Source organism: Pseudomonas sp. GL-B-26, assembly GCF_019947405.1.
In the GTDB taxonomy this organism is placed as follows: domain Bacteria; phylum Pseudomonadota; class Gammaproteobacteria; order Pseudomonadales; family Pseudomonadaceae; genus Aquipseudomonas.
In genome coordinates, this window is record NZ_JAGYGJ010000063.1 from 1 (window position 1) to 21,017 (window position 21,017).

22 protein-coding genes are annotated in these 21,017 nt (G+C 58.2%); 7 read left to right on the forward strand and 15 right to left on the reverse strand.

The annotated features are described in order from the left end of the window. Nucleotides 1-287: 287 nt before the first annotated feature. The 6 genes from msrQ to KGB23_RS27565 all read right to left on the reverse strand — a co-directional run bounded on the left by msrQ (nt 288) and on the right by KGB23_RS27565 (nt 6,262). Entirely contained in the window at nt 288-908 is a 621-nt protein-coding gene (msrQ, locus tag KGB23_RS27540) for a protein-methionine-sulfoxide reductase heme-binding subunit MsrQ (RefSeq protein ID WP_223433331.1), read from the reverse strand. Then, the gene (gene msrP / locus KGB23_RS27545) at nt 908-1,921 is read right to left on the reverse strand and encodes a protein-methionine-sulfoxide reductase catalytic subunit MsrP (RefSeq protein WP_223433332.1); all 1,014 of its coding nucleotides are present in this window, start codon (nt 1,919-1,921) and stop codon (nt 908-910) included. Before msrP ends, msrQ begins: the two co-directional genes overlap by 1 nt. A 58-nt stretch (nt 1,922-1,979) precedes the next feature. Then, a complete protein-coding gene (pssA, locus tag KGB23_RS27550; RefSeq protein ID WP_008156794.1) occupies nt 1,980-2,834 on the reverse strand; it encodes a CDP-diacylglycerol--serine O-phosphatidyltransferase in 855 nt (284 codons plus the stop codon). 144 nt (nt 2,835-2,978) lie between these two features. After that, complete coding sequence (gene ilvC, locus KGB23_RS27555) at nt 2,979-3,995, reverse strand: ketol-acid reductoisomerase (RefSeq protein ID WP_007948647.1); 1,017 nt, start codon at nt 3,993-3,995, stop codon at nt 2,979-2,981. A 48-nt stretch (nt 3,996-4,043) separates the two neighbouring features. Next, nucleotides 4,044-4,535 carry an acetolactate synthase small subunit gene (gene ilvN, locus KGB23_RS27560; RefSeq protein WP_003176102.1) on the reverse strand — a complete coding sequence of 164 codons (492 nt, stop codon included), beginning with the start codon at nt 4,533-4,535 and terminating at the stop codon, nt 4,044-4,046. A 2-nt stretch (nt 4,536-4,537) separates the two neighbouring features. Then, nucleotides 4,538-6,262, reverse strand: a complete 1,725-nt coding sequence (locus KGB23_RS27565; RefSeq protein WP_046049403.1) for an acetolactate synthase 3 large subunit — start codon at nt 6,260-6,262, stop codon at nt 4,538-4,540. A 400-nt stretch (nt 6,263-6,662) separates the two neighbouring features. On the opposite strand from KGB23_RS27565, the gene KGB23_RS27570 reads away from it, so the two are divergent. Then, the gene (locus KGB23_RS27570; RefSeq protein ID WP_223433333.1) at nt 6,663-7,085 is read left to right on the forward strand and encodes a DUF4124 domain-containing protein; all 423 of its coding nucleotides are present in this window, start codon (nt 6,663-6,665) and stop codon (nt 7,083-7,085) included. 46 nt (nt 7,086-7,131) lie between these two features. On the opposite strand, the gene KGB23_RS27575 is transcribed toward KGB23_RS27570, so the two are convergent. Genes KGB23_RS27575 through mrcB form a run of 3 tightly spaced genes read right to left on the reverse strand, consistent with a single transcriptional unit; the run spans nt 7,132 to nt 10,542 of the window. Then, nucleotides 7,132-7,467 carry a YqcC family protein gene (locus KGB23_RS27575; RefSeq protein ID WP_033054374.1) on the reverse strand — a complete coding sequence of 112 codons (336 nt, stop codon included), beginning with the start codon at nt 7,465-7,467 and terminating at the stop codon, nt 7,132-7,134. Beyond that, nucleotides 7,467-8,201: a tetratricopeptide repeat protein gene (locus KGB23_RS27580; RefSeq protein ID WP_223433334.1), complete on the reverse strand. Its 735-nt coding sequence runs from the start codon at nt 8,199-8,201 to the stop codon at nt 7,467-7,469. Before KGB23_RS27580 ends, KGB23_RS27575 begins: the two co-directional genes overlap by 1 nt. A gap of 16 nt (nt 8,202-8,217) precedes the next feature. Then, on the reverse strand, nt 8,218-10,542 hold the full coding sequence (mrcB, locus tag KGB23_RS27585) for a penicillin-binding protein 1B (protein ID WP_223433335.1): 2,325 nt from the start codon (nt 10,540-10,542) through the stop codon (nt 8,218-8,220). 118 nt (nt 10,543-10,660) lie between these two features. Between mrcB and KGB23_RS27590 the strand changes: the two genes are divergently transcribed. The 4 genes from KGB23_RS27590 to KGB23_RS27605 all read left to right on the forward strand — a co-directional run bounded on the left by KGB23_RS27590 (nt 10,661) and on the right by KGB23_RS27605 (nt 13,987). Beyond that, a complete protein-coding gene (locus KGB23_RS27590) occupies nt 10,661-12,217 on the forward strand; it encodes an AAA family ATPase (RefSeq protein WP_223433336.1) in 1,557 nt (518 codons plus the stop codon). 91 nt (nt 12,218-12,308) lie between these two features. Beyond that, nucleotides 12,309-12,653 carry a pentapeptide repeat-containing protein gene (locus KGB23_RS27595; RefSeq protein ID WP_223433337.1) on the forward strand — a complete coding sequence of 115 codons (345 nt, stop codon included), beginning with the start codon at nt 12,309-12,311 and terminating at the stop codon, nt 12,651-12,653. 245 nt (nt 12,654-12,898) lie between these two features. Next, entirely contained in the window at nt 12,899-13,171 is a 273-nt protein-coding gene (locus KGB23_RS27600; RefSeq protein WP_003228231.1) for a TfoX/Sxy family protein, read from the forward strand. Nucleotides 13,172-13,186: 15 nt separating this feature from the next. Continuing rightward, nucleotides 13,187-13,987, forward strand: coding sequence for a Crp/Fnr family transcriptional regulator (locus KGB23_RS27605; RefSeq protein WP_223433338.1), 801 nt, complete (start codon nt 13,187-13,189; stop codon nt 13,985-13,987). Nucleotides 13,988-14,220: 233 nt separating this feature from the next. Here KGB23_RS27605 and KGB23_RS27610 read toward each other — a convergent pair whose 3' ends face one another. The 4 genes from KGB23_RS27610 to KGB23_RS27625 are packed head-to-tail and all read right to left on the reverse strand — an operon-like array spanning nt 14,221 to nt 17,766. After that, a complete protein-coding gene (locus tag KGB23_RS27610; protein ID WP_223433339.1) occupies nt 14,221-15,072 on the reverse strand; it encodes a ChaN family lipoprotein in 852 nt (283 codons plus the stop codon). Nucleotides 15,073-15,092: 20 nt separating this feature from the next. Continuing rightward, nucleotides 15,093-15,860: a heme ABC transporter ATP-binding protein gene (locus KGB23_RS27615; protein ID WP_223433340.1), complete on the reverse strand. Its 768-nt coding sequence runs from the start codon at nt 15,858-15,860 to the stop codon at nt 15,093-15,095. Next, the gene (locus KGB23_RS27620; RefSeq protein WP_223433350.1) at nt 15,860-16,843 is read right to left on the reverse strand and encodes a FecCD family ABC transporter permease; all 984 of its coding nucleotides are present in this window, start codon (nt 16,841-16,843) and stop codon (nt 15,860-15,862) included. Before KGB23_RS27620 ends, KGB23_RS27615 begins: the two co-directional genes overlap by 1 nt. A 50-nt stretch (nt 16,844-16,893) precedes the next feature. Then, complete coding sequence (locus KGB23_RS27625) at nt 16,894-17,766, reverse strand: hemin ABC transporter substrate-binding protein (protein ID WP_223433341.1); 873 nt, start codon at nt 17,764-17,766, stop codon at nt 16,894-16,896. A gap of 166 nt (nt 17,767-17,932) precedes the next feature. Here KGB23_RS27625 and KGB23_RS27630 point away from each other — a divergent pair, with 166 nt between their 5' ends. Further along, the gene (locus KGB23_RS27630) at nt 17,933-18,250 is read left to right on the forward strand and encodes a Rieske (2Fe-2S) protein (RefSeq protein WP_150658154.1); all 318 of its coding nucleotides are present in this window, start codon (nt 17,933-17,935) and stop codon (nt 18,248-18,250) included. On the opposite strand, the gene sfsA is transcribed toward KGB23_RS27630, so the two are convergent. Both sfsA and KGB23_RS27640 read right to left on the reverse strand, forming a co-directional pair. Beyond that, complete coding sequence (sfsA, locus tag KGB23_RS27635; RefSeq protein WP_223433342.1) at nt 18,247-18,960, reverse strand: DNA/RNA nuclease SfsA; 714 nt, start codon at nt 18,958-18,960, stop codon at nt 18,247-18,249. The genes KGB23_RS27630 and sfsA overlap by 4 nt on opposite strands. Continuing rightward, nucleotides 18,960-20,132, reverse strand: coding sequence for a pyridoxal phosphate-dependent aminotransferase (locus tag KGB23_RS27640; RefSeq protein ID WP_223433343.1), 1,173 nt, complete (start codon nt 20,130-20,132; stop codon nt 18,960-18,962). Before KGB23_RS27640 ends, sfsA begins: the two co-directional genes overlap by 1 nt. 333 nt (nt 20,133-20,465) lie before the next feature. Between KGB23_RS27640 and dksA the strand changes: the two genes are divergently transcribed. Beyond that, on the forward strand, nt 20,466-20,909 hold the full coding sequence (gene dksA, locus KGB23_RS27645) for an RNA polymerase-binding protein DksA (protein WP_008153293.1): 444 nt from the start codon (nt 20,466-20,468) through the stop codon (nt 20,907-20,909). The last annotated feature ends 108 nt before the right edge of the window (nt 20,910-21,017 follow it).

A 21,017-nucleotide genomic window follows, 5' to 3' on the forward strand; every position in this document is an offset into this window, starting at 1 on the left:
TTGCAACTTCAACCACTTGCGCTTGCGATCTCTCGTTAGCGGGAGGCGAATTCTACAGCGTTACTCGCTGCTGTCAACACCTCTTTTGTTCCGCTTTCGACCGAGAAGATCGAATCGTCAATCAAGCCAAACCACCCTGCCTGACCGGCTCCTTCTGGGCTTCGATGACCTGAAGCAACTCGCTGTCGAAAACTGCATAACTCATTGTTTACCAAGGAGTTTTCCGTTTCGACTGCGCCGGAAGTGGGGCGAATTATAGACTTCCTGAATCTGCCGTCAACCCTTAATTACGCTTTTCGTGCAGAAGGTGTCTTGTTGGCTATTAATCGTGGGATTCGGCGGGTTACCGGGGGTAGTCGCAACACTAATAGCAATGCACCTATAGAGGCGTAAACCACCCACTCCTTAAGATCAGCGCGCACGATCCACAACATATGCAGCAATCCAAGCCCGAGAACCACATAGGCAAGACGATGTAGTTTCTTCCAGCTAGAACCCAAACGCCGCTGGCTATAGCGATTTGAGGTCACCGCCAAGGCCAACAAACACAGAAACCCAAGCGTCCCGACAATAATGTACGGCCGTTTACGCAACTCGACACCCAACTGCGACCAATCAAAGCCGAGGATGAACGCCGCATACCCACTCAAATGCAAAACCACATAAGCGAAGCACCACAACCCCAGTTGCCGCCGGACAGCAATCCACCCTGCCCAACCGGTAAGCTTCTGCACAGGTGTCATGCTTAACGTAATGAGCAGCAGGACAAGCGTCCCCAGCCCCAACCGGTCAACCAGCACCTTGCCCGGATCAGGCCCCAGCACATCCTCCCAGGCCTGATACAACCAAAGCAGCGGCCAGACCGCAGCAGCTACAAAGACGCCAATTCGCCAAAACGGAAATCGCATTAGTAGTTCTTCCGCAAATCGAGCCCTGTATATAGAGAGGCGACTTCATCCGAGTAGCCATTGAACATCTGCGTGTCCCGCACATTGGGCTTGAACAATCCACTCGGTAAACGCCTCTCACGTGCCTGAGTCCAACGCGGATGGTCGACCGCAGGATTTACGTTCGCATAAAAACCATACTCATCCGAGGCAATGCTCTGCCAGGTGGTTTTCGGCTGCTCACTCACCAGACTGATCCGCACGATGGATTTGATGCTCTTGAAGCCGTATTTCCACGGCACCACCAAACGCAGAGGCGCGCCGTTCTGATTCGGCAACTCCCGCCCGTACATACCCACGGCAAGAATCGCCAACGGGTTCATCGCCTCATCCAGGCGGAGCCCTTCCACATAAGGCCAGTCAATCAAGGCAAAACCGGAGCGTTGCCCGGGCATGCTCTTGGGATCTTCCAGGGTTTCGAAGCGAATGAATTTGGCTTTGGACGTCGGCTCGACTTCCTTGAGCAGGGCCGAGATGGGAAATCCGATCCATGGAATCACCATCGACCAAGCCTCTACACAGCGAAGACGGTAGATGCGCTCCTCCAACTGATAAGGCTTCATGAAGTCTTCCAGTGCGTACCGTCCCGGCTTGCCCACCTCCCCGTCCACCACCACACTCCAAGGCTCGGTTTTCAGCGCGCCGGCGTTGGCGGCTGGATCACCTTTATCGGTGCCGAACTCGTAGAAGTTGTTGTAATGGGTCGCATCCTTGAATGGAGTGATTGCCTCATCCTTGACGTTGACCGCCCCCCACTTGGTAGAAGGAAGTTTTTCGGCAAACCAGGAAGGCGCCTTGCCAGGCTGAACATCCGCATAACGCGCAGCGTCATCCGCAGCCGCCCAACGCGGCAGGCTGCTCACGGCCAAGCCGGCGACGGCGGCACCGAGAACATTGCGACGAGATAGATAGAAGGATTCAGGCGTGACGTCCGACTCATGACAGTCAGACGTTTTGGGGACTTTGATCAGCATGGCAACTCCGCAGCATTGGAGAACAGATGCACCAATAGACTGCGGAGTATGAGGGAAGCTAAGCGTTTTTGTGCCGACGAAGACGTAACAGATATTGAACCGGGCCAGAGGCTGCATAAGCGAGGAAAACCAGCAGCAGGATGCGCGGCGGATCACTGAATACTACGGCAAACACCAACACCACCGCGAGGATGGCCACGAAAGGTACACGCCCTTTCAGATCCAGCTCCTTGAAGCTGTTGTACTTGATGTTGCTGACCATCAGCATGCCGGCGGCAGCGACCATCAGCGCAACCAGGAATGACATCTTCGAACCCTGAATGCCGTAATCACTGAACGCCCAGACAATGCCTGCGACCACACCAGCAGCAGCCGGACTGGCCAGACCGATGAAGTAGCGCTTGTCTGCAGTGCCGACCTGGGTATTGAAACGTGCCAGACGCAACGCCGCGCCAGCTACATAAATGAAGGCAACCATCCAGCCGACCTTACCCATGTCGCCCAAGGCCCAACCGAATGCCAACAATGCCGGAGCAACACCAAAGGCGACCATGTCGGACAGCGAGTCGTACTCGGCACCGAAGGCGCTCTGGGTATTGGTCATACGGGCAACGCGACCATCGAGGCCGTCGAGCACCATCGCGACAAAAATCGCGATCGCTGCAAAAGCAAAATACTTGCTCGCACCAATCGAATCACCGGCACTCAAGGCGCTCTGGGCGCTCATCGAGTTGATGATGGAATAAAACCCTGCGAACAGATTCGCAGTGGTAAACAGATTCGGCAGAAGATAGATACCACGATGCCGGACTTTACGACCTTCAGCGTCATGCCCTTCCTCGATGTGTTCATCAATGGGCAGCAGGCTTTCGGCGTCAGAAGCCTGGTTTGGCTCTTCGGGACGTTCGCTCATGGACATTACCTTGCAACGGGGTGGAAAGTTTGGACAGGTGTCTGGGACGACGGTTCGGCCGCAAACGATGCAGCTTTATACCAGAACCAGTCACCCAAACGAAAAAACGCGGCCTAGGCCGCGTTTTTCGTACAAGTGCGCGACTTAGTTTTTAGCTTTGTCGACGATCTTGTTGGCACCGATCCACGGCATCATGGAGCGCAGTTGCTCGCCGATGATTTCGATACCGTGAGCGGCGTTGTTACGACGCTTGGCGGTCATCGAAGGATAGCCGGTAGCGCCTTCGCTGATGAACATCTTGGCGTATTCGCCGTCCTGAATACGTTTCAGGGCGTTGCGCATGGCCTGACGGGATTCGGCGTTGATCACTTCCGGACCGGTCACGTACTCGCCGTATTCAGCATTGTTGGAGATCGAGTAGTTCATGTTGGCGATACCGCCTTCGTACATGAGGTCAACGATCAGTTTCAGTTCGTGCAGGCATTCGAAGTAGGCCATTTCCGGCGCGTAGCCAGCTTCAACCAGGGTTTCGAAACCGGCTTTAACCAGTTCAACGGTACCGCCGCACAGAACGGCTTGTTCGCCGAACAGGTCGGTTTCAGTCTCGTCCTTGAAGGTGGTTTCGATGATGCCGGTACGACCGCCACCAACGCCAGCAGCGTAGGACAGTGCAACGTTTTTGGCGTTGCCGGAAGCATCCTGGTAGATAGCGATCAGATCAGGAATACCGCCGCCTTTGACGAACTCGGAACGCACGGTGTGGCCCGGAGCTTTCGGCGCGATCATGATCACGTCGAGGTCAGCGCGCGGAACAACCTGGTTGTAGTGGATCGCGAAGCCGTGGGAGAAGGCCAGGGTGGCGCCTTTCTTGATGTTCGGCTCGATTTCGTTCTTGTACAGAGCGGACTGGAACTCGTCCGGGGTCAGGATCATGACCAGGTCGGCAGCCGCAACAGCGGAAGCAACGTCGGTCACTTTCAGGCCGTGAGCTTCGGCTTTGGCAACAGTGGCCGAACCTTTACGCAGACCAACAGTCACGTCAACGCCGGAGTCTTTCAGGTTGCACGCTTGAGCGTGGCCCTGGGAACCGTAACCGATGATGGCAACTTTCTTGCCCTGGATGATCGACAGGTCGCAGTCTTTTTCGTAATAAACTTTCATGAAATTCCCCTATATATCCAGGCCGTTCAGGCCATTCGCTAATTTGGTTTAGATGCTGAGTACTTTGTCGCCGCGGGCAATACCGGTTACGCCGCTGCGGACGGTTTCCAGAATCGAGGCGGTGCCAATGGACTGAATGAAGCTGTCGAGCTTGTCGCTGGTACCGGTCAATTGAACGGTATACACGCTAGCGCTGACGTCAACGATCTGCCCACGATAAATATCGGTAGTGCGTTTGATCTCGGCGCGCTGGGCACCGGTGGCCTTGACCTTGACCAGCATCAGTTCGCGCTCGATGTGAGCACTCTCCGACAGGTCGACCAGTTTGACCACTTCGATCAGCTTGTTCAGGTTCTTGGTGATCTGCTCGATGACTTCATCGTGGCCAACCGTGGTCAGCGTCAGACGCGACAGGGTCGGGTCTTCGGTAGGTGCCACAGTCAGGCTTTCGATGTTGTAGTTGCGCTGCGAGAACAGGCCGACTACACGAGACAGAGCGCCCGGTTCGTTTTCCAGAAGCAAGGAAATAATGTGCCGCATGATTATGTACGCTCCGTCTTGCTCAGCCACATATCGCGCATGGAGCCGTCTTTGATCTGCATCGGGTAGACGTGCTCGCTGGTGTCGACCGAAATGTCGAGCACCACCAAGCGATCCTTCATGGCGAACGCTTCCTCCATCTTCGACTTCAAATCTTTCGAGTCGGTGATGCGCACGCCAACGTGACCATAGGCCTCTGCCAGCTTGACGAAGTCAGGCAGCGATTCCATGTAGGAGTGCGAGTGACGGCTTCCGTAACTCATGTCTTGCCACTGGCGAACCATACCCAAAACGCCGTTGTTCAGGATGACGATTTTCACCGGCAAGCCATATTGCAGACAGGTGGACAGTTCCTGAATGTTCATCTGGATACTGCCTTCGCCCGTCACGCAGACGACGTCGTCATCCGGGAAGCTCAGCTTGATGCCCATGGCCGCCGGAAAACCGAAGCCCATGGTGCCCAGGCCACCGGAGTTGATCCAGCGGTTCGGCTTGTTGAACGTGTAGTACTGCGCCGCAAACATTTGGTGCTGGCCCACGTCGGAGGCAACAAAGGCATCGCCCTTGGTGACTTCGCACAGGGTTTCGATCACGGTCTGCGGTTTGATGACGCTGCCGTCACCCTTGTCGTAAGGGAACAGACCGCGGTCACCGCGCCACTCATCAACTTGCTTCCACCAGCTGGCAACGGACTCCTTGTTCGGGGTCTCGCCGATTTCCTTGAGGATCGCGACCATCTCGGTCAGGACACTTTCGACCGGACCGACGATAGGCACGTCTGCCTTGATGGTCTTGGAAATCGAAGCCGGGTCGATGTCGATGTGAATGATCTTGGCATTCGGGCAGAACTTGGCCGGGCCGTTGATCACGCGGTCATCGAAACGAGCGCCGACTGCAAGGATCACATCGGCATGGTGCATCGCCAGGTTAGCGGTGTAGCTGCCGTGCATGCCGAGCATGCCGATGAACTGACGGTCGGTGCCAGGGTAGGCACCCAGCCCCATCAGGGTATTGGTCACTGGCAGGTTGAGCATCTTCGCCAATTCGGTCAGCGGCGCGGAGCCACCACCGAGAATCACGCCGCCGCCTGCGTACATCACAGGACGCTTGGCCGCCAGGAGCATTTCTGCCGCCTTGCGGATCTGCCCGGAGTGACCGCGAACGGCCGGGCTGTAGGAACGCAGCTTGGCTTTTTTCGGGAAGATGTATTCGAACTTCTCGGCAGGGTTGGTCATGTCTTTCGGGATATCGACAACGACCGGGCCCGGACGACCGGATTGCGCCAGGTAGAACGCTTTCTTCATGACTTCAGGGATTTCCGACGCGTGCTTGATCATGAAGCTGTGCTTCACGATCGGCCGGGAGATACCGATCATGTCGGTTTCCTGGAACGCATCGGTGCCCACCATGTTGCTAGGCACCTGGCCGGAAATGACCACCATCGGAATGGAGTCCATGTAGGCGGTGGCGATACCAGTGATGGCATTGGTTGCGCCAGGACCGGAAGTCACCAGTACCACGCCGGCTTTACCGGTGGCACGGGCATAGCCGTCAGCCATATGGGTAGCCGCTTGTTCGTGACGAACCAGGATGTGGGTCACTTCCGGTTCTTTGAACAGGGCATCGTAAACATGAAGAAGAGCACCACCCGGGTACCCGTAGATATATTTGACGCCTTCGTCACGCAAAAAGCGGACGAGCATCTCACCGCCAGATAAAAGCTCCACGTTGTTCACCTCTAAAACGCCAGAATACCGCCCACATAAAAGAGGACGGGTCTTAATAGGTTTACTTCTCAGCAGAGCATGAGCGACGGTGGTCGCCGACTACGTCAGCACTGACTGAGCAAGTATTGGGATCGTCCCAAGTGTTGCGGGCCTTTCCCACCCAGCGCGAGGTAACGCGTTGCGGGTGTAACAGGTCGGCGCGGATGTGCGCCTCATGATCTGCTGAGCGGGCCTGCTTCTGGCAGTCCCTCTACAGCGGACTTTGGATTCTTCTGTTTCGTCCTCTCCAAGTCAAGTCGTCTATGTGCTTTATTGAACTAAGCACATGAGAAAGCAAGAAAAAACCGCTAAACAGCAACTGTGTTAGCTTCAATTGCGCAACCCAATACAAGGAAATGGCATGCGAACGTTTTTCCTGACCGCCAGCCTGCTGATTGGCATCAGCCCTTTGTGCATGGCCGCTCAGATCTACAAATGGGTCGACGCCCAGGGTGTAACCCACTTTGACGCACAGCCGCCGCAAGGCCAGGAAGCCACCACCGTGGTCACGCCCTCCCCGCCTGCTGGCAACCAGCCCCCGCCGCCACGCAGCGGTGCCATTGGCGATCAACGGGCCATCGACAATAAAGTGAAAAAGCAGGTCGCCGAGCAGCAAGCCCAGCTAAAGGTGTTCTGCGAGCAGGCGCGAACGAACCTGGCTCAACTGCAGAACAATCCGCGAATACGGGAGGATGTCGAAGGCGAGATGCGCCGCCTGACCGACCAGCAACGTCAGGAGCGCATTAGCGAAGCACAGAAACAGATTGCGGAAAACTGCCAGTAGACACCTGTAGGAGCCGAGCAAGCTCGGCTCCTACAACGGATCGGCGTTAGCGGGAGGCGGTGATCAGCAGATCAAACTCTTTGAGCAGCACCTGCAACTGCCGGTCCTTGCCCTGAACATTACGGGCGGCGAAGACCATTTCGGCCATTTCCTGAATTCCCGAAGCGTTTGGCAAGGGCAGATCCTGCTCGAGGATCACCTTCATCCGCGGAAGGAAGATCCATTGCAGCCACTGCTCGAAATCCAGCGTATCGACCGAGAAGGGTTCGACACTGGAAAGCGCTTCGGCGGAGGGCGAGACCTCGTCCCACCACCCCTGAACCCGCAGCTCGCGCTCGATCAACAGCAACTGTTCGGCAATCTTCGGAAAGCGCGCATCCATCACAGCGAAACCTTTGCCTTTTGACGGGCCAATGTTGCGCCAGCGGAATCACCCTGTTTCTCACGCGCCTGAGCGATCAATTCCCACAGGCTGGCCTGAAGTGCCGGACGACCATTGGCGAAGGTCAGGCCACGACGAGCAAACTGCTCGGCTTGTGGCGCATCGCCTTGAGCCATGCGCACCTGAGCCAGACGATAAAGCACTTGCGGCTCACGCGGCGCAACACGCTGGGCGCGCTCGAGACTGGAAGAAGCACCGTTGAGATCACCGCTCGCCTGTTGCTGCTGAGCGGTAGTCAGCAAGGCCAGAACCGGACCGTCCAATTGCTCGTCGGCAGACAAGCCGCCGGAGTTCGCCGAAGGAATCCCGCTCGGCGTCGACGGCATGCTGTAGCTGCCCTGATTGACCGGTGCCGACTGAACCGGCGAAGTATCGATCGGCCCTGGGGTGATCGGGCCTGGTGTGATCGGCGCAGTGCTGATCGGTGCCGACGTCACTGCGCCACCACCTGGCACCATCACGACGACGCCGGTATCACCTTGTGGAATCGCCTGAGTCTGGGCTTGCGCAGGACGTTTAGTCGTCGTCTGACGGAAACCGCCATTCGCCGAAATCCGTTCACTGTTCGAAACGGCGCTACCGGAATCCACAACCGGAATCGAACCGCGTTGTACGGAGGAGCAACCGCTGAGCAAAGCCACGGCGGTAACCGCTGGAATCAACCACTTGTTCACTTGAAACCCTCTTTGCTTAATTCATCCAGCCCTTGACCCAATCCATCACCGTTTCGCCGGAAACAGGGCTTTCGCCACCGCAAGCAGCACCGGGAGGCGGTTCGCTGCCGCGAATATACGGCATCTGCACCGCACCTGGGCAGTTGGCATCAGAGCCTTGCCCGGTACGCGAATCGACCCAGGCCTGAACAATGTTGTCTGGCTGCGGCATGTCCAGCGGCAACGGATCGGCCTTGCGCATGAAACTGGTCCAGACCTGCAGCGCACCGGTGGCACCAGTGAACGGCGTCTTGCCATTATCATCGCGCCCCAGCCAGACCACTGCCAGCAGGTCCTGACTGAAACCGGCGAACCAGCTGTCCCGCGAATCGTTACTGGTACCGGTCTTGCCGGCCAGGGTCAGGGTTTTCGGCAATACGTTGTAAACAGAACTGCCGGTACCTTCACGCATCACCCGCTGCATGGCGCTCTGGATCAGGTAAATGGAGGCCGGATCGAAACGTTGCTGAATCTGGAACGGATAACGCTTGAGCGGTTCGCCTTCAGCGGTCAATACGCTACGGATCCCGCGCATCGGCGTATTGAAGCCACCATTGGCCAGGGTCTGGTACATGGTCGCCACTTCGATCGGGGTCAGACCGCCAGCGCCCAGCAACATCGACGGGAACGCCGGGAATTCACGATTCACGCCGAGACGCGCCAGGGTCTTCAGGACATTCGGCACGCCCACCGCCAACCCGAGACGCGCGGTCGACAGGTTGTAGGAATGCGCCAGGCCCTGATACAGGAACACGGTGCCATGGGAACGGCGATCGTAGTTCTGCGGTTTCCAGACTTGACCGTCCGCACCTTTGACCGAGAAGGAATCGTCCGACAGCCAACTGGTCAATGTGTACTGGCTTGGTTTCTCAAGGGCTGTCAGATAAACCGCCGGTTTGATCAAAGAGCCGATTGGTCGTACAGCATCCAGCGCACGGTTGAAGCCGGCAAAACTGGCCTGACGACTGCCGATCATAGCCTGGACTTCACCGGTTTCCGGGTTGGTCACGACCATGGCCGCTTCAACCTCATCCGAACCCTTGCGCCCGGAGAGTCTCTTGAAGGTGTCGTTGACCGACGCCTCGGCTTTCATCTGCAGGATCGGGTCGAAACTGGTGAAGATCCTCAGACCTTCTTCGGTCAAGTCTTCGTCGCGATAGTCTTCGCGCAGCTGACGCTTGACCAGGTCGAGGAAGCCGGGGAACGAGCTGTCCGCCAGCTTGCCGCGAGTCGTCACACCCAGTGGCATTTTCTTCGCAGCAGCGACCTGATCGGCGGTGGCAACACCTTGTTGCTCAAGTACATCGAGCACGAGATTGCGCCGTTCAAGCGCCCGCTCAGGGTTGCGACGAGGGTTGTAATAGGACGGCCCCTTGACCATGCCCACCAGCATCGCGACTTGATGCAGCTTCAGTTCAGACAACGGCTGCCCGAAGAAAAACTGGCTTGCCAAGCCGAAACCGTGCACCGCGCGCTGCCCATCCTGACCGACGAACACTTCATTGAGGTAAGCCTCAAGAATTTCTCGTTTGTCGTAATGCAGCTCAAGCAACATCGCCATCATGGCTTCGGTGAGTTTACGGGTCAGGCTGCGTTCGCTGGTCAGGTAAAAGTTCTTGACCAATTGTTGCGTCAGCGTACTGCCACCCTGGGTCATCTTGCCGCCAGAGGTGTTGACATAGATAGCTCGGGCAATCGACTTGGGCGACACGCCCCAGTGGCTGTAGAAATCCCGGTCTTCCACAGCGACCAGAGTTTCCAGCAAATACGGCGGAACCTGATCAATTTTGATCAAAATGCGATCTTCGAGATTTTTCGGGTAAATCCCGCCAATCAGTAGCGGTTCCAACCGCACCACAGAGAGTTTCGAACCGTTGGTCGCCGAAAGTTCGGCCACGTAGTCGCCAGAGAAACGCACCCGTACTGGTTGCGCTTGCTCCATGCCTTCATAGAACTGGAAGCCACGGGTATTCAAGTCGACGGTATTGCCGCTGACCGCCGCCGCGCCGGGTCCATTGCTCACGCTTTCGCGTCGATAGCCCAAGGCATCGAGTTCGGTCAGAAAGTCGTCCTTGCTGAGCTTTTGTCCGACGAACAGCTCCAGCGGGCGCGCGTACACCTTGGCCGGAATGGTCCAGCGCTTGCCGGAGAACTTCTCCTGGACGATCGCGTCGAGGTAAACCGCGAACCCGGCCAGCACCACAAGGCCGACCAGACTGAGTTTAAGAGCCCAGCCCAGCCAGGGGCGCAGGCCCTTGGAAGGTGGTTTTTTGGGGGTGCGGGGGGATCGAGTACGAGTCATGGCGGCGGATTATACGCACTTTACTCATACTCAACAGGAGCCCTCCGAGGTTTGCGTCAGACGGACTTGCAGCCATAATGACGGCCGTGAATTTTCCCCAGACTCTGAAGGATCGCCTGTGAGCCAGTCCCTGATCGCTGCCCTGCAAAACCCGGCCCTCTACCCGCATCCCGTAGACGGGTTCCAGGTCATCGAAACCCATATTTCCTGGGTAATCCTCACTGGCCCCTTTGCTTATAAAGTGAAGAAGCCCGTGAATTTTGGCTTCCTGGATTTCACCAACCTCGATGCCCGCAAGCATTTTTGCGGAGAAGAGCTGCGTCTTAACCAGCGCCTGACCAACGATTTGTATCTCGAAGTGTTGCCAATCACCGGCAGCGCCGAGACCCCACAACTGGGTGGCGAGGGTCCGGTCGTCGATTACGCACTGAAAATGCGTCAATTCCCACAGAGCGGGTTACTCAGCACCCTACAAGCCAATGGTGAATTGACCACTGCGCACATCGACGAGATGGCCGCGCAGATCGCCCAATTCCACCTCAGCGCACCGAAAGTGCCTGCCGAACACGACGCCGGCACGCCGGACAGCGTGATGGCGCCGGTACGCCAGAACTTCGAACAGATCCGTCCGTTCCTCAGCGATAAGGCCGATCTGCTGCAACTGGATGCGCTTCAAGCCTGGGCCGAAAGCAGCTTCGAACGCCTCAAGCCACTGTTCGCTCAGCGCAAGGCCGAAGGTTTCATCCGCGAATGCCACGGGGACATCCACCTGGGCAACGCCACCGTGATCGACGGCAAGGTCGTGATCTTCGACTGCATCGAGTTCAACGAACCGTTCCGTTTCACCGACGTTTATGCCGACACTGGCTTCCTCGCGATGGACCTGGAGGACCGCGGCCTGAAGAGCCTGGCGCGTCGTTTCATCAGCCAATACCTGGAACTGACCGGCGATTACCAGGGCCTTGAGTTGCTGAACTTCTATAAAGCCTATCGCGCACTGGTTCGCGCCAAGGTCAGCCTGTTCAGCATGCCGGCCGAGGCCGACCCGGTGCAGCGAGCCACCACCCTGCGCCAGTACCGCAATTACGCCAACCTGGCGGAAAGCTACAGCACCATTCCTTCGCGCTTCATGGCCATCACCCACGGTGTTTCTGCCGTCGGCAAGAGCCACGTGGCCATGCGTCTGGTGGAAGCGTTGGGCGCCATTCGCCTGCGTTCCGATGTAGAGCGCAAACGTCTGTTCGGCGAGCAAACCGTGCCAAACGACCCTCAGGCCGGCATCTATAGCGCCGACGCCAGCGCCGCCACTTACACCCGCCTGCATGAAGTTGCCGCGGTGATCCTGCGTGCTGGTTTCCCGGTGGTGATCGATGCGACTTACCTCAAGCGCGACCAGCGTGACGGCGCAGCGAAAATCGCCGAAGCCACCGGCGCGCCATTCCTGATCCTCGATTGCAATGCGCCGCAAGCAGTGATCGAGAGCTGGCTGGCCCTGCGTCAGGCAGACAAAAAGGACCCGTCCGACGCCAACCTGGCCGTGATCGAAGCCCAGCAAGCCACTCGCGAGGCCCTGACGCCCGAAGAGATTCTCTGCAGCAAACGCGTTCAGACCAATGAAAGCGGAACCCTCGACACAGTCGTTGCACAGATTCGCCAGCGCCTGCCGGGTCTGTAAGAAACTATTTCAGCCGTGAAGCCTTCGTCGGCTTCACGGCTGTCAAATAGTGGCACTATACTGGCGTCATAAAACCAACAGGTGATGTGACATGAGCCAGCCGAAACTTCTCGACACCCCGCTTTATGCGTTATTGCACAAAGACAACATCACAGGTTTCAACAACGAGCGCCCCAAAGACGGACCTATCGACATGGTCGGTGGCGATTTCCGGGGGCTGGACCTGCGTGAACTGAACGCCGACGGCATCGACTTTACCGATGCCTATTTCCGCTCCGCCGACTTGCGCGGCATCGACTTTCGCAACGCCTCCCTGGAAGGCGCGAGCCTGGCTCACGCACAGATCTCCGGCGCCTACTTCCCGCCAGAGCTGAGTGCTGACGAGATCCTGATGTCGATGAATTTCGGTACGCGCCTGCGTTATCGCACCCACTAAATGCGACCTTTAACTGACCCGTTCGGCGCCCCCGCTTTGCGCTGAACGCTGGGCATGGTTTGCCCGAAAACCTGATTCCACCCCCTTCTCTTCCTACCGCACTCGCAGACTTTCACCCAGCTTCGGGACTTCGCTTCTTAGAAGCTTTTGCGTCGAAACCGACCAAACAATCACGCTTTTCCTACTGATGGCTACACTCCTGAGAAGCTCGCCCACGCACCGTTCGGCCGTCGCAAGGAGGCTTGATGAATGATGAACTGCAGCACCTGAAGAATCTTGGCAAGACGTCGGCGCAATGGCTGCATGCCGTGGGCATCCACAGCGCCTCGGACTTGCGTCGCCTGGGAGCGGTGGATGCTTATCGGGCCGTGCGCACGCGCGGGTTTCGGGCGTCCAAGGTGTTGTTGTATGCCATCGAAGGTGCCCTGATGGATGTGCACTGGAACGACATTCCCGCCGAGCGCAAGGACGCCTTGAACAAACAGCTGGAAGCTATCTCGTCACGTCACAAGAACTGAACGGACGCAGCAGCCATGTACCTACTTGGGGAACAACCGGCTTACGCCGACGCGCTGATCAACCAACTGCAACATATTCCCGTCCGGCTGCTGGAAGGTTTGATGCCCTGCGGACCGAGCCTGGAATTTTCAGCCGTCGATGATCTGGCCGTCCTGTTACCCGGCGATCAACTGTTTGTGCTGGACAATGGCCTGCTGCATGGATGCATCGACGAGCGGGCATTGTTCTATCTGCACGAGGGAGATCTGATCGGCTTGCGCCAGGGCACGGAGCTGCCACGCTGCCGCTTTCGCAGCGACAGCCCGCTGGCATTGACGCCTTACCTGCGATCCGAGGTGTTTCAGCATATCTATGCCGACCCGGAGCGTTCAGAGCTGTTCCTTCAATACATGGCCGGTCAGTCCGCCCTGCTGTCCGATGCACTCGCCCGCCTGAAACAACCTGAGTTTCGAAGCACCAATGGTTTTCAGCGCGTGGCCAGTGGCAAAGTGTTGATCCGTCAGGGCGATGAACCGGATCAGGTGTTCGTCATCATTGATGGCCACGCCGAAGCCTTTGTCGACGGGCATAAAGTCGGCGATATACCCAAGGACGAGATTTTCGGCGCCATGGCGGTGTTCACTGGCGAGAAGCGTAACGCCAGCGTGATCACCAGCGAACCCAGCACTGTCATGCTGATCCCCAAGGACCAGTTTCTCAGCCTGACCCAAAGCAATCCGAAGATCGCCCATAGCCTGATTGCGAGCATGGCCCGACATATCGACCTGCTGAATAAGCAGATCATTCTGATGAACTCGCGCAACCGCACAGGCTGAAACCCAATGATTACGGGCGCTTCCAGTGAACGGACAGCGCATTTCAAGTAATTGAGAAATCAGCGGTTGACTTGGTAATGAGAATCGCTATGATTATCACAACTGGTCGCGAGACTGGTCGATATTTGAAAAGCCCTTGGTTCGGACTCTCAGATATCTCCTCATCAGGCTAATCACGGTTATTTGACCCGGCTCTTGCCGGGTCTTTTTTTGCCTGGAGAAAAGTCGTTCGATCACTTGCCAAATTGTTTACGCATTTGCGCGCAGTAATCCTGGGGCGGTGTGGCAGGTGTGTACCAGACGTAATCAGCCATGGCCGGTGTGACCTCGCTACCCTGCTCCGCCAGCATCAACACCATAGGCGCCTGGGGTTCTCCCAGATCAAGCACATGAATCGGCACGCCGACATCCTTGCGCGTATGGTAAGCGCCGGCAAACAGCAGCGAAGGCGCAGGCGCAGCCAGCAAGCGTTCGGCCATCCGTCGGTCACGTTGCTGCTGGACCGCCAGCATCGCCGGCATCTGCGACTTTGGCAGCAGGCCACAGTGGGAGTCGCTGACTTGCTTCAGCAACTCGTCCTTGACTGAAGCAGCGTTGGAGCGCGATCCACTCAATGTCGGGGGATTGGCGTAAACGGCACGGACTTCAAGCGTGTCCAGATTGGCTGCCAGCAGCGGGTATTGCTGGGTCAGGGCAAAACGAACGATCGGCCCGTACAGATTCCAGTCCCAACCCGACTGCCAGGCTAATGCACCGGGCAAATCCGCCGGTGGTGTCGAGGCGTGACGAACATCATCGACACGCGGCTGTTGATCCGGCGTGAGCATTTCCAGCAGCAGACTGCCTTGAGCTCGCCGTTCGCCCAGCGACTGCAATAACCACAACTGCAGTTCATGGTGATCGCGATTGTCATGTTGCTCACCCACGATCAGCCGTGAAGGCGTCTCCAACCGCGCAACCAGTTCCTCTGCCGTGAGGGTCTGACCGCTGCGCAAGTCCCGAATCTCGCCGACAACCGGCGGCGGAGTCGAAACATGCTGACAGGCACTCAGCAACAGCAAGACCAGTATCAAAACCCCACGCATGTTTTCACTCCATAAAAAACTCAGCGGGCGATGATCAGCGGATGCCCACGCTCCGGGTGCCGCTGCACCAGCACTTCCAGCCCGAACACAGCCTTGAGTGGTTCCGGGCGCAACACCTGCTCCGGCGTATCGAGTGCCACAGGGCGCCCGCCTTCGAGCAGCAACAGGCGATCGCAATAGCGCGCTGCCAGGTTCAGATCATGCAGGATCACCAGCACCGCCGCGCCGCGATTGGCGAACTCGCGTACGGCTTGCAACGTGGTGTGCTGATGAAGCGGGTCGAGCATCGACGTTGGTTCATCGAGCAACAACGTTTGCCCCGCTTCGCCCGGCCAGAGCTGCGCCAGAACCCGCGCCAGATGCACCCGCTGACGTTCGCCACCGGACAAGGCCAGATAGCTGCGGCCACTCAAATGCCCGGCATCGGCAGCGTGCAATGCGGCGGCAACAATCTCGTCATCGCGAACCCGGCCGCTTTGATGCGGCAAGCGACCCATGCCGACCACTTCTTCGACACGAAAGGCGAAGTCCAGGGTCGAGACCTGCGGCAATACTGCCAAGCGCTGCGCTCTCAGCGTCCCGGCCCATTGATTCAATTCACGGTCGTCAAGCCAGACACTGCCGTGATCGGCATGCAACTCACCGCACAAGGCGGCGAGCAAGGTGCTTTTACCGGCCCCGTTAGGTCCCAGCACACCGAGGACTTCGCCCGGCTTGAGCTCAAGCGTGATGTCCGTCAGGACAATCTTTCGGCCTCGACGGATTTGCAGATTTTGCGTTCGCAACATCAGGCACGCCCTCTGAGCAATAAATACAGGAAGAACGGCGCACCGATGAAAGCCGTGACGATCCCGATCGGCAATTCAGCCGGCGCCAGGGCCAGTCGCGCCACCAGATCGGCAAACAACAAAAGACTGGCCCCCGCCAATACTGACGCTGGCAACAGCACACGATGATCGGGGCCCGCCAGCAATCGCACCAGATGCGGCACCACCAGCCCCACAAACCCGATCATCCCCGCCGCAGCCACCGCAGCACCTACACCCAACGCCGTGCAAAACACCAATTCGCGCTTGAGCCCTTCGACGTCGATGCCCAGGTGTCCGGCCTCCGACTCCCCCAGCAACAACGCATTCAAGGCCTTGGCCCGCCGCGGCAGCCACAACGCCACGCCGGCACTGATCAGCAGCAACGGCCAAAGTCGCGAATAGCTGGCGCCATTGAGGCTGCCCAGGTTCCAGAACGTCAGGGTGCGCAGCGTCGCGTCATCCGCCAGATAGGTGAACAGCCCCACGGCGGAACCGGCCAGCGCAGTCAACGCAATACCGGCCAGCAGCATGGTCGCGACATTGGTCTGCCCGTTGCGCCGGCCCAGTCGATACACCAACGCGGTCACGCCCAACCCGCCGAGAAACGCGCACAGCGATAACAGATAAGGCCCGAAGGATTCAGGCAGTCCGCCGAATACCGAGCCACCGACAATCGCGATCGCCGCGCCCAATGCCGCACCGCTGGAGACGCCGACCAACCCCGGATCGGCCAGGGGATTTCGAAACAACCCTTGCATCGCCACGCCGGACAGTGCCAATACACCCCCCACGGCCAAACCCAACAAGGTTCGCGGCAAGCGAATCTGCCCGAGGATCAGCTCGGCCTGCTCCAGTCCGTCGGACGCGATCGGCACACCCACCAGCCGCAGGGCTGCACGCAAGGTGTCGAACAACGGCAAGCTTACCGGCCCAAGCGCCAACGACAGCCAGATGGCCAGCAAACACAGCAGGATCAGACCAATAAATAACGCGCGTGGTTTAACCAGGATGGTCATTGGCCGGCCGAACCGGGGTAGAAAGCGTCAGACAGTTTTTTCATCGCCTCGGGTAGCCGCGGCCCCAAGCCCCCCACCAATAAAGTCGGATCAAGCTCCATGACTCGCCCGTCCTTGGCTGCGCGGGTCGAGGACAGGATCGGGTTCTCCTTGAACAACGCCGCACGGGCCGCATCGCCGCTCAGTGCACGATCGGCAAACACCAGCACCTCAGGATCCAGACTGACCAGGGATTCGACAGAAAAGGGTTTGTAGCCGGTATGCGTGGCCAGATTGTGCCCGCCGGCCTGTTGCAGCAACCAATCGGCGGCGGTGTCCTTGCCGGCGATGAGCGGTTTACCGCCCGCGTGGCCAAGCAACAACAGTACGCCCGGCGATTTTTCCTTCAACTGCGCCCGAGTGCCCCGGATCTTTTGTTGATCGAGTTGCTGTTGATAAGTCTGAAACAAGTGTGAGGCCTGATCTTCAGCACCAAGCAACTTGCCCAGACGCTGCAAATTGCCCTGCAAGGTCGGCAGATCCGGCTGGGCCGAGAACAGCTCAACCTGTACGCCCGCACTGCGAACCTGCGAAAGCACCGGTGGCGGTCCCATTTCCTCGGTGCCGACCAGCATCTGCGGGCGTAAGCTCAAAATACCCTCCGCCGACAATTGCCGCTGATACCCGATGCTCGGCAATGCCTTGAGCGATTCCGGGTGCTGGCTGGTGGTGTCGACACCCACCAGCTTCGATTCACCGCCCAGCGTGCTTATCCACTCCGACAAAGCTCCACCGGCACTGACCCAACGTTGTGGCAACTCTGCCGCTGCGGCGTGGTGACTGACGAGAAGTCCGACACAGAGCGCAGCAACGCGGGTACTCAGGCGCATAAACAGCTTCCTTTAAGGGTTTTCCCGGGCATCGAGATGACAGGCCAAGTATCCTCGGCATCTGGCACCTGAACCCGACAGGCAAGGCGGCCATTTGATAATTGTTTGCATTTGAACGTCAAGCTCGGACATATCCAGTCACGAGCCGCAGGACTTGAGGATAGACATGAAGTTTCTTTGTGCAGGCGTTGAACTGGCCGATGCCAGCAGTCGCGGTTTCGACATCGACGGCCAGAAGCTCTTTGCCGTGCGCCGTGACGGTCAGGTTTACGTCTACATCAATCGCTGCCCGCACCGTGGTGTCGGACTGGAATGGAAGCCCGACCAGTTTCTCGACCCCAGCAACAGCCTGATCCAGTGCGCGACCCACGGCGCACTGTTTCTGATCGAAGATGGGGAATGCGTCGCCGGCCCCTGTGCCGGGCAGTCCCTGACTACCGTCGCCTGCCGCGAAGACGAGCAAGGGATCTGGGTCAGTCTTTAACCGTTGAGCAACACGTCCAGACGCCGATCGACCAGCATTTCTTCGTGGGTCAAGTGCACCCCATAGGCCAGCACCTCGACCCCGCACGACACCGCCTCACGCAAGGCTGCGGCGTAGGCCGAATCGATTTCTTCTGCCGGACGCACGGCGTCGATGCCGGTGAGATTGACGCAATACAACTGCACCGCACGAATTCCGTCCCGGGCCAAATGCGCCAATTCGCGCAAATGCTTGGCCCCGCGCTGGGTCACTGCATCAGGAAACGCCGCCACCGAAGAACCATCGAAGCCTAGGGTGACACTTTTGACTTCCACATAAGCCGGCCCACTCGGGTAATCGAGGCGGAAATCGATGCGACTGCTCTCCTGACCGTAGGCCACTTCGCGTTTCAGCTCGGTAAAGCCGTTCAACTCGGTGATGACACCGGCTCGCAGGGCTTCTTCGATCAAGCCATTGGCCCGCCCGGTGTTCACGCAAAACAAGCGCCCTTGCGGGGTTTCGCCGACTTCCCAAGTACCGGGCAACTTGCGCTTGGGGTCGTTGGAACGGCTGAACCAGACCTGCCCGCCCTCAACCTGGCAATTAAGCATCGAACCGGTGTTCGGGCAGTGAATGGTCAGCAACTCGCCGCTGACGGTTTCGATATCGGCGAGAAAACGCTTGTAACGACGAATCAAACGGCCTTCTTCGAGGGGAGGATGAAAACGCATCAGCCTTGCCAGCTCTTCAAGCCGCGCGCAATCCGCTCGACCGCTTCCTGTAGGCGCGGAAGACTTTGGGTGTAGGCAAACCGCACATGGTGGCCAGCCTGAAAACGACCGAAGTCGAGACCCGGAGTAATCGCCACGTGTTCGGTTTCGAGGAAATGTCGGCAAAACGCGAAGGCATCGCCGCCGAACTTGCTGATATCGGCATATAAGTAGAACGCGCCTTCAGGCTCAACGGCGATACCAAAGCCCAACTCTCGCAGGGCTGGCAGCAGGAAATCCCGACGACGGCCAAATTCGGCGCGCCGTTCTTCCAGAATGCTGATCGTGGCCGGTTCGAAGCAGGCCAGAGCAGCGTGCTGAGCCATGCTCGGGGCGCTGATGTAGAGGTTCTGCGCGAGTTTTTCCAGCTCACCGACCGCCGCTTCAGGCGCTACCAGCCAACCCAGTCGCCATCCCGTCATGCCGAAATACTTGGAAAAACTATTCAGCACAAAGGCACTGTCATCGACTTCCAGCACGCTGGCCGCATCAGTGCCATAGGTCAGACCGTGATAGATCTCGTCCACCACCAGATGACCGTGGCGCTCCTTGATCGCGGCAGACAGGCCCGCCAGCTCATCGCGGGTCAGGATCGTCCCGGTCGGGTTGGCTGGCGACGCCACCAGGGCGCCGACGCTGTCTTGGTCCCAATGGCGCGCAATGAGGTCCGGCGTCAATTGATAGCGCACGTCCGGACCTACAGGAACAAGCTGCGCCGCACCTTCCACCAACCGCAGGAAATGCCGGTTGCAGGGATAGCCTGGATCCGCCAGCAGCCAGTGCTTGCCCGGGTCCACCAACAAGGCGCTGGCCAGCAGCAGCGCACCGGAACCGCCAGGCGTGATGAGGATTCGCTGCGGGTCGATGTTCAAACTGTAACGCTGCTGATAAAAGCCGGAAATGGCCTCACGCAACTCGGGAATGCCACGCGCCGCGGTGTAACGGGTCTTCCCCGCCGTCAATGCGGCCTGGCCGGCCTGAATGATCGGCTCGGCGGTGGTGAAGTCGGGTTCGCCGATTTCCAGGTGGATCACGTCGTGGCCAGCGGCTTGCAGTTCATTGGCCCGCGCCAGCAGCGCCATGACATGGAAAGGTTCGATCGCGCGACTGCGGGCACTGTAGGACTGAGCCATTAGCCTTCCTTCAACGGGAAAAAAAAACTGATTCTACCCAAGCACAGGAACGAGCGAGAACCTAAAGCGGTCAGACCGTTATAACGCTGGTCTCAAACGACTCAAGCGAGTGTCTCAGGTTTGACTAAAATCAATAATTGATCAGGTCTCCAGCGCCGCCAGACAAGGCTTTGCAATCATTTGCAAGCACAGCGGGCCACTACCTCGACATCCGGGAGTAGCGCGGTCCGATTTGATCTGGTAAGTTCGCCCGCTTGCAGCCGCAGGGCCGGCAGGTGTCGGTGATGGAGCAATCCTGCGCAATGGATTACAAGAGTAGAGGCGGTCTATTTCATGTCCACCCAAGCAAAGCAACAACAGAACCAGTCGATCAGCGGCTTCGAACCCTACAAAGAAGTGAAGGGCGAGGAGTACATGGGCAAGCCCATGCGCGCTCACTTCACCAAGATCCTGAATAAGTGGAAACAGGACTTGATGCAGGAAGTCGACCGTACTGTTGATCACATGAAAGACGAAGCGGCCAACTTCCCGGACCCGGCAGACCGTGCCAGCCAGGAAGAAGAATTCAGCCTCGAGCTGCGCGCCCGTGACCGCGAGCGCAAGTTGATCAAGAAGATCGACAAGACGCTGCAGCTGATCGAAGACGAAGAATATGGCTGGTGCGAGTCCTGCGGCGTCGAAATCGGCGTCAAGCGACTGGAAGCCCGCCCTACCGCCGACATGTGCGTTGACTGCAAGACCCTGGCGGAAATCAAGGAAAAGCAAGTCGGCAAGTAATCTCGACTTGAACGAAAAACGGAGCGTGCGAACGCTCCGTTTTTGTTTCTGATATTTGCCTCGGCAGAGGCCCTGTGGGAGCGGGCTTGCTCGCGAAAGCGGTGGATC

Excerpts from the sequence above, each read along its gene's own strand:
- dksA (WP_008153293.1), top strand. The coding sequence starts at position 20,466 with ATGTCCACCCAAGCAAAGCAACAACAGAACCAGTCGATCAGCGGCTTC.
- KGB23_RS27570 (WP_223433333.1), top strand. The coding sequence starts at position 6,663 with ATGCGAACGTTTTTCCTGACCGCCAGCCTGCTGATTGGCATCAGCCCT.
- KGB23_RS27610 (WP_223433339.1), bottom strand. The coding sequence starts at position 15,072 with ATGCGTGGGGTTTTGATACTGGTCTTGCTGTTGCTGAGTGCCTGTCAG.
- KGB23_RS27605 (WP_223433338.1), top strand. The coding sequence starts at position 13,187 with ATGTACCTACTTGGGGAACAACCGGCTTACGCCGACGCGCTGATCAAC.
- KGB23_RS27615 (WP_223433340.1), bottom strand. The coding sequence starts at position 15,860 with ATGTTGCGAACGCAAAATCTGCAAATCCGTCGAGGCCGAAAGATTGTC.
- sfsA (WP_223433342.1), bottom strand. The coding sequence starts at position 18,960 with ATGCGTTTTCATCCTCCCCTCGAAGAAGGCCGTTTGATTCGTCGTTAC.
- KGB23_RS27575 (WP_033054374.1), bottom strand. The coding sequence starts at position 7,467 with ATGGATGCGCGCTTTCCGAAGATTGCCGAACAGTTGCTGTTGATCGAG.
- ilvC (WP_007948647.1), bottom strand. The coding sequence starts at position 3,995 with ATGAAAGTTTATTACGAAAAAGACTGCGACCTGTCGATCATCCAGGGC.
- KGB23_RS27630 (WP_150658154.1), top strand. The coding sequence starts at position 17,933 with ATGAAGTTTCTTTGTGCAGGCGTTGAACTGGCCGATGCCAGCAGTCGC.
- KGB23_RS27640 (WP_223433343.1), bottom strand. The coding sequence starts at position 20,132 with ATGGCTCAGTCCTACAGTGCCCGCAGTCGCGCGATCGAACCTTTCCAT.
- mrcB (WP_223433335.1), bottom strand. The coding sequence starts at position 10,542 with ATGACTCGTACTCGATCCCCCCGCACCCCCAAAAAACCACCTTCCAAG.
- ilvN (WP_003176102.1), bottom strand. The coding sequence starts at position 4,535 with ATGCGGCACATTATTTCCTTGCTTCTGGAAAACGAACCGGGCGCTCTG.
- msrP (WP_223433332.1), bottom strand. The coding sequence starts at position 1,921 with ATGCTGATCAAAGTCCCCAAAACGTCTGACTGTCATGAGTCGGACGTC.
- KGB23_RS27625 (WP_223433341.1), bottom strand. The coding sequence starts at position 17,766 with ATGCGCCTGAGTACCCGCGTTGCTGCGCTCTGTGTCGGACTTCTCGTC.
- KGB23_RS27600 (WP_003228231.1), top strand. The coding sequence starts at position 12,899 with ATGAATGATGAACTGCAGCACCTGAAGAATCTTGGCAAGACGTCGGCG.
- msrQ (WP_223433331.1), bottom strand. The coding sequence starts at position 908 with ATGCGATTTCCGTTTTGGCGAATTGGCGTCTTTGTAGCTGCTGCGGTC.
- pssA (WP_008156794.1), bottom strand. The coding sequence starts at position 2,834 with ATGAGCGAACGTCCCGAAGAGCCAAACCAGGCTTCTGACGCCGAAAGC.
- KGB23_RS27595 (WP_223433337.1), top strand. The coding sequence starts at position 12,309 with ATGAGCCAGCCGAAACTTCTCGACACCCCGCTTTATGCGTTATTGCAC.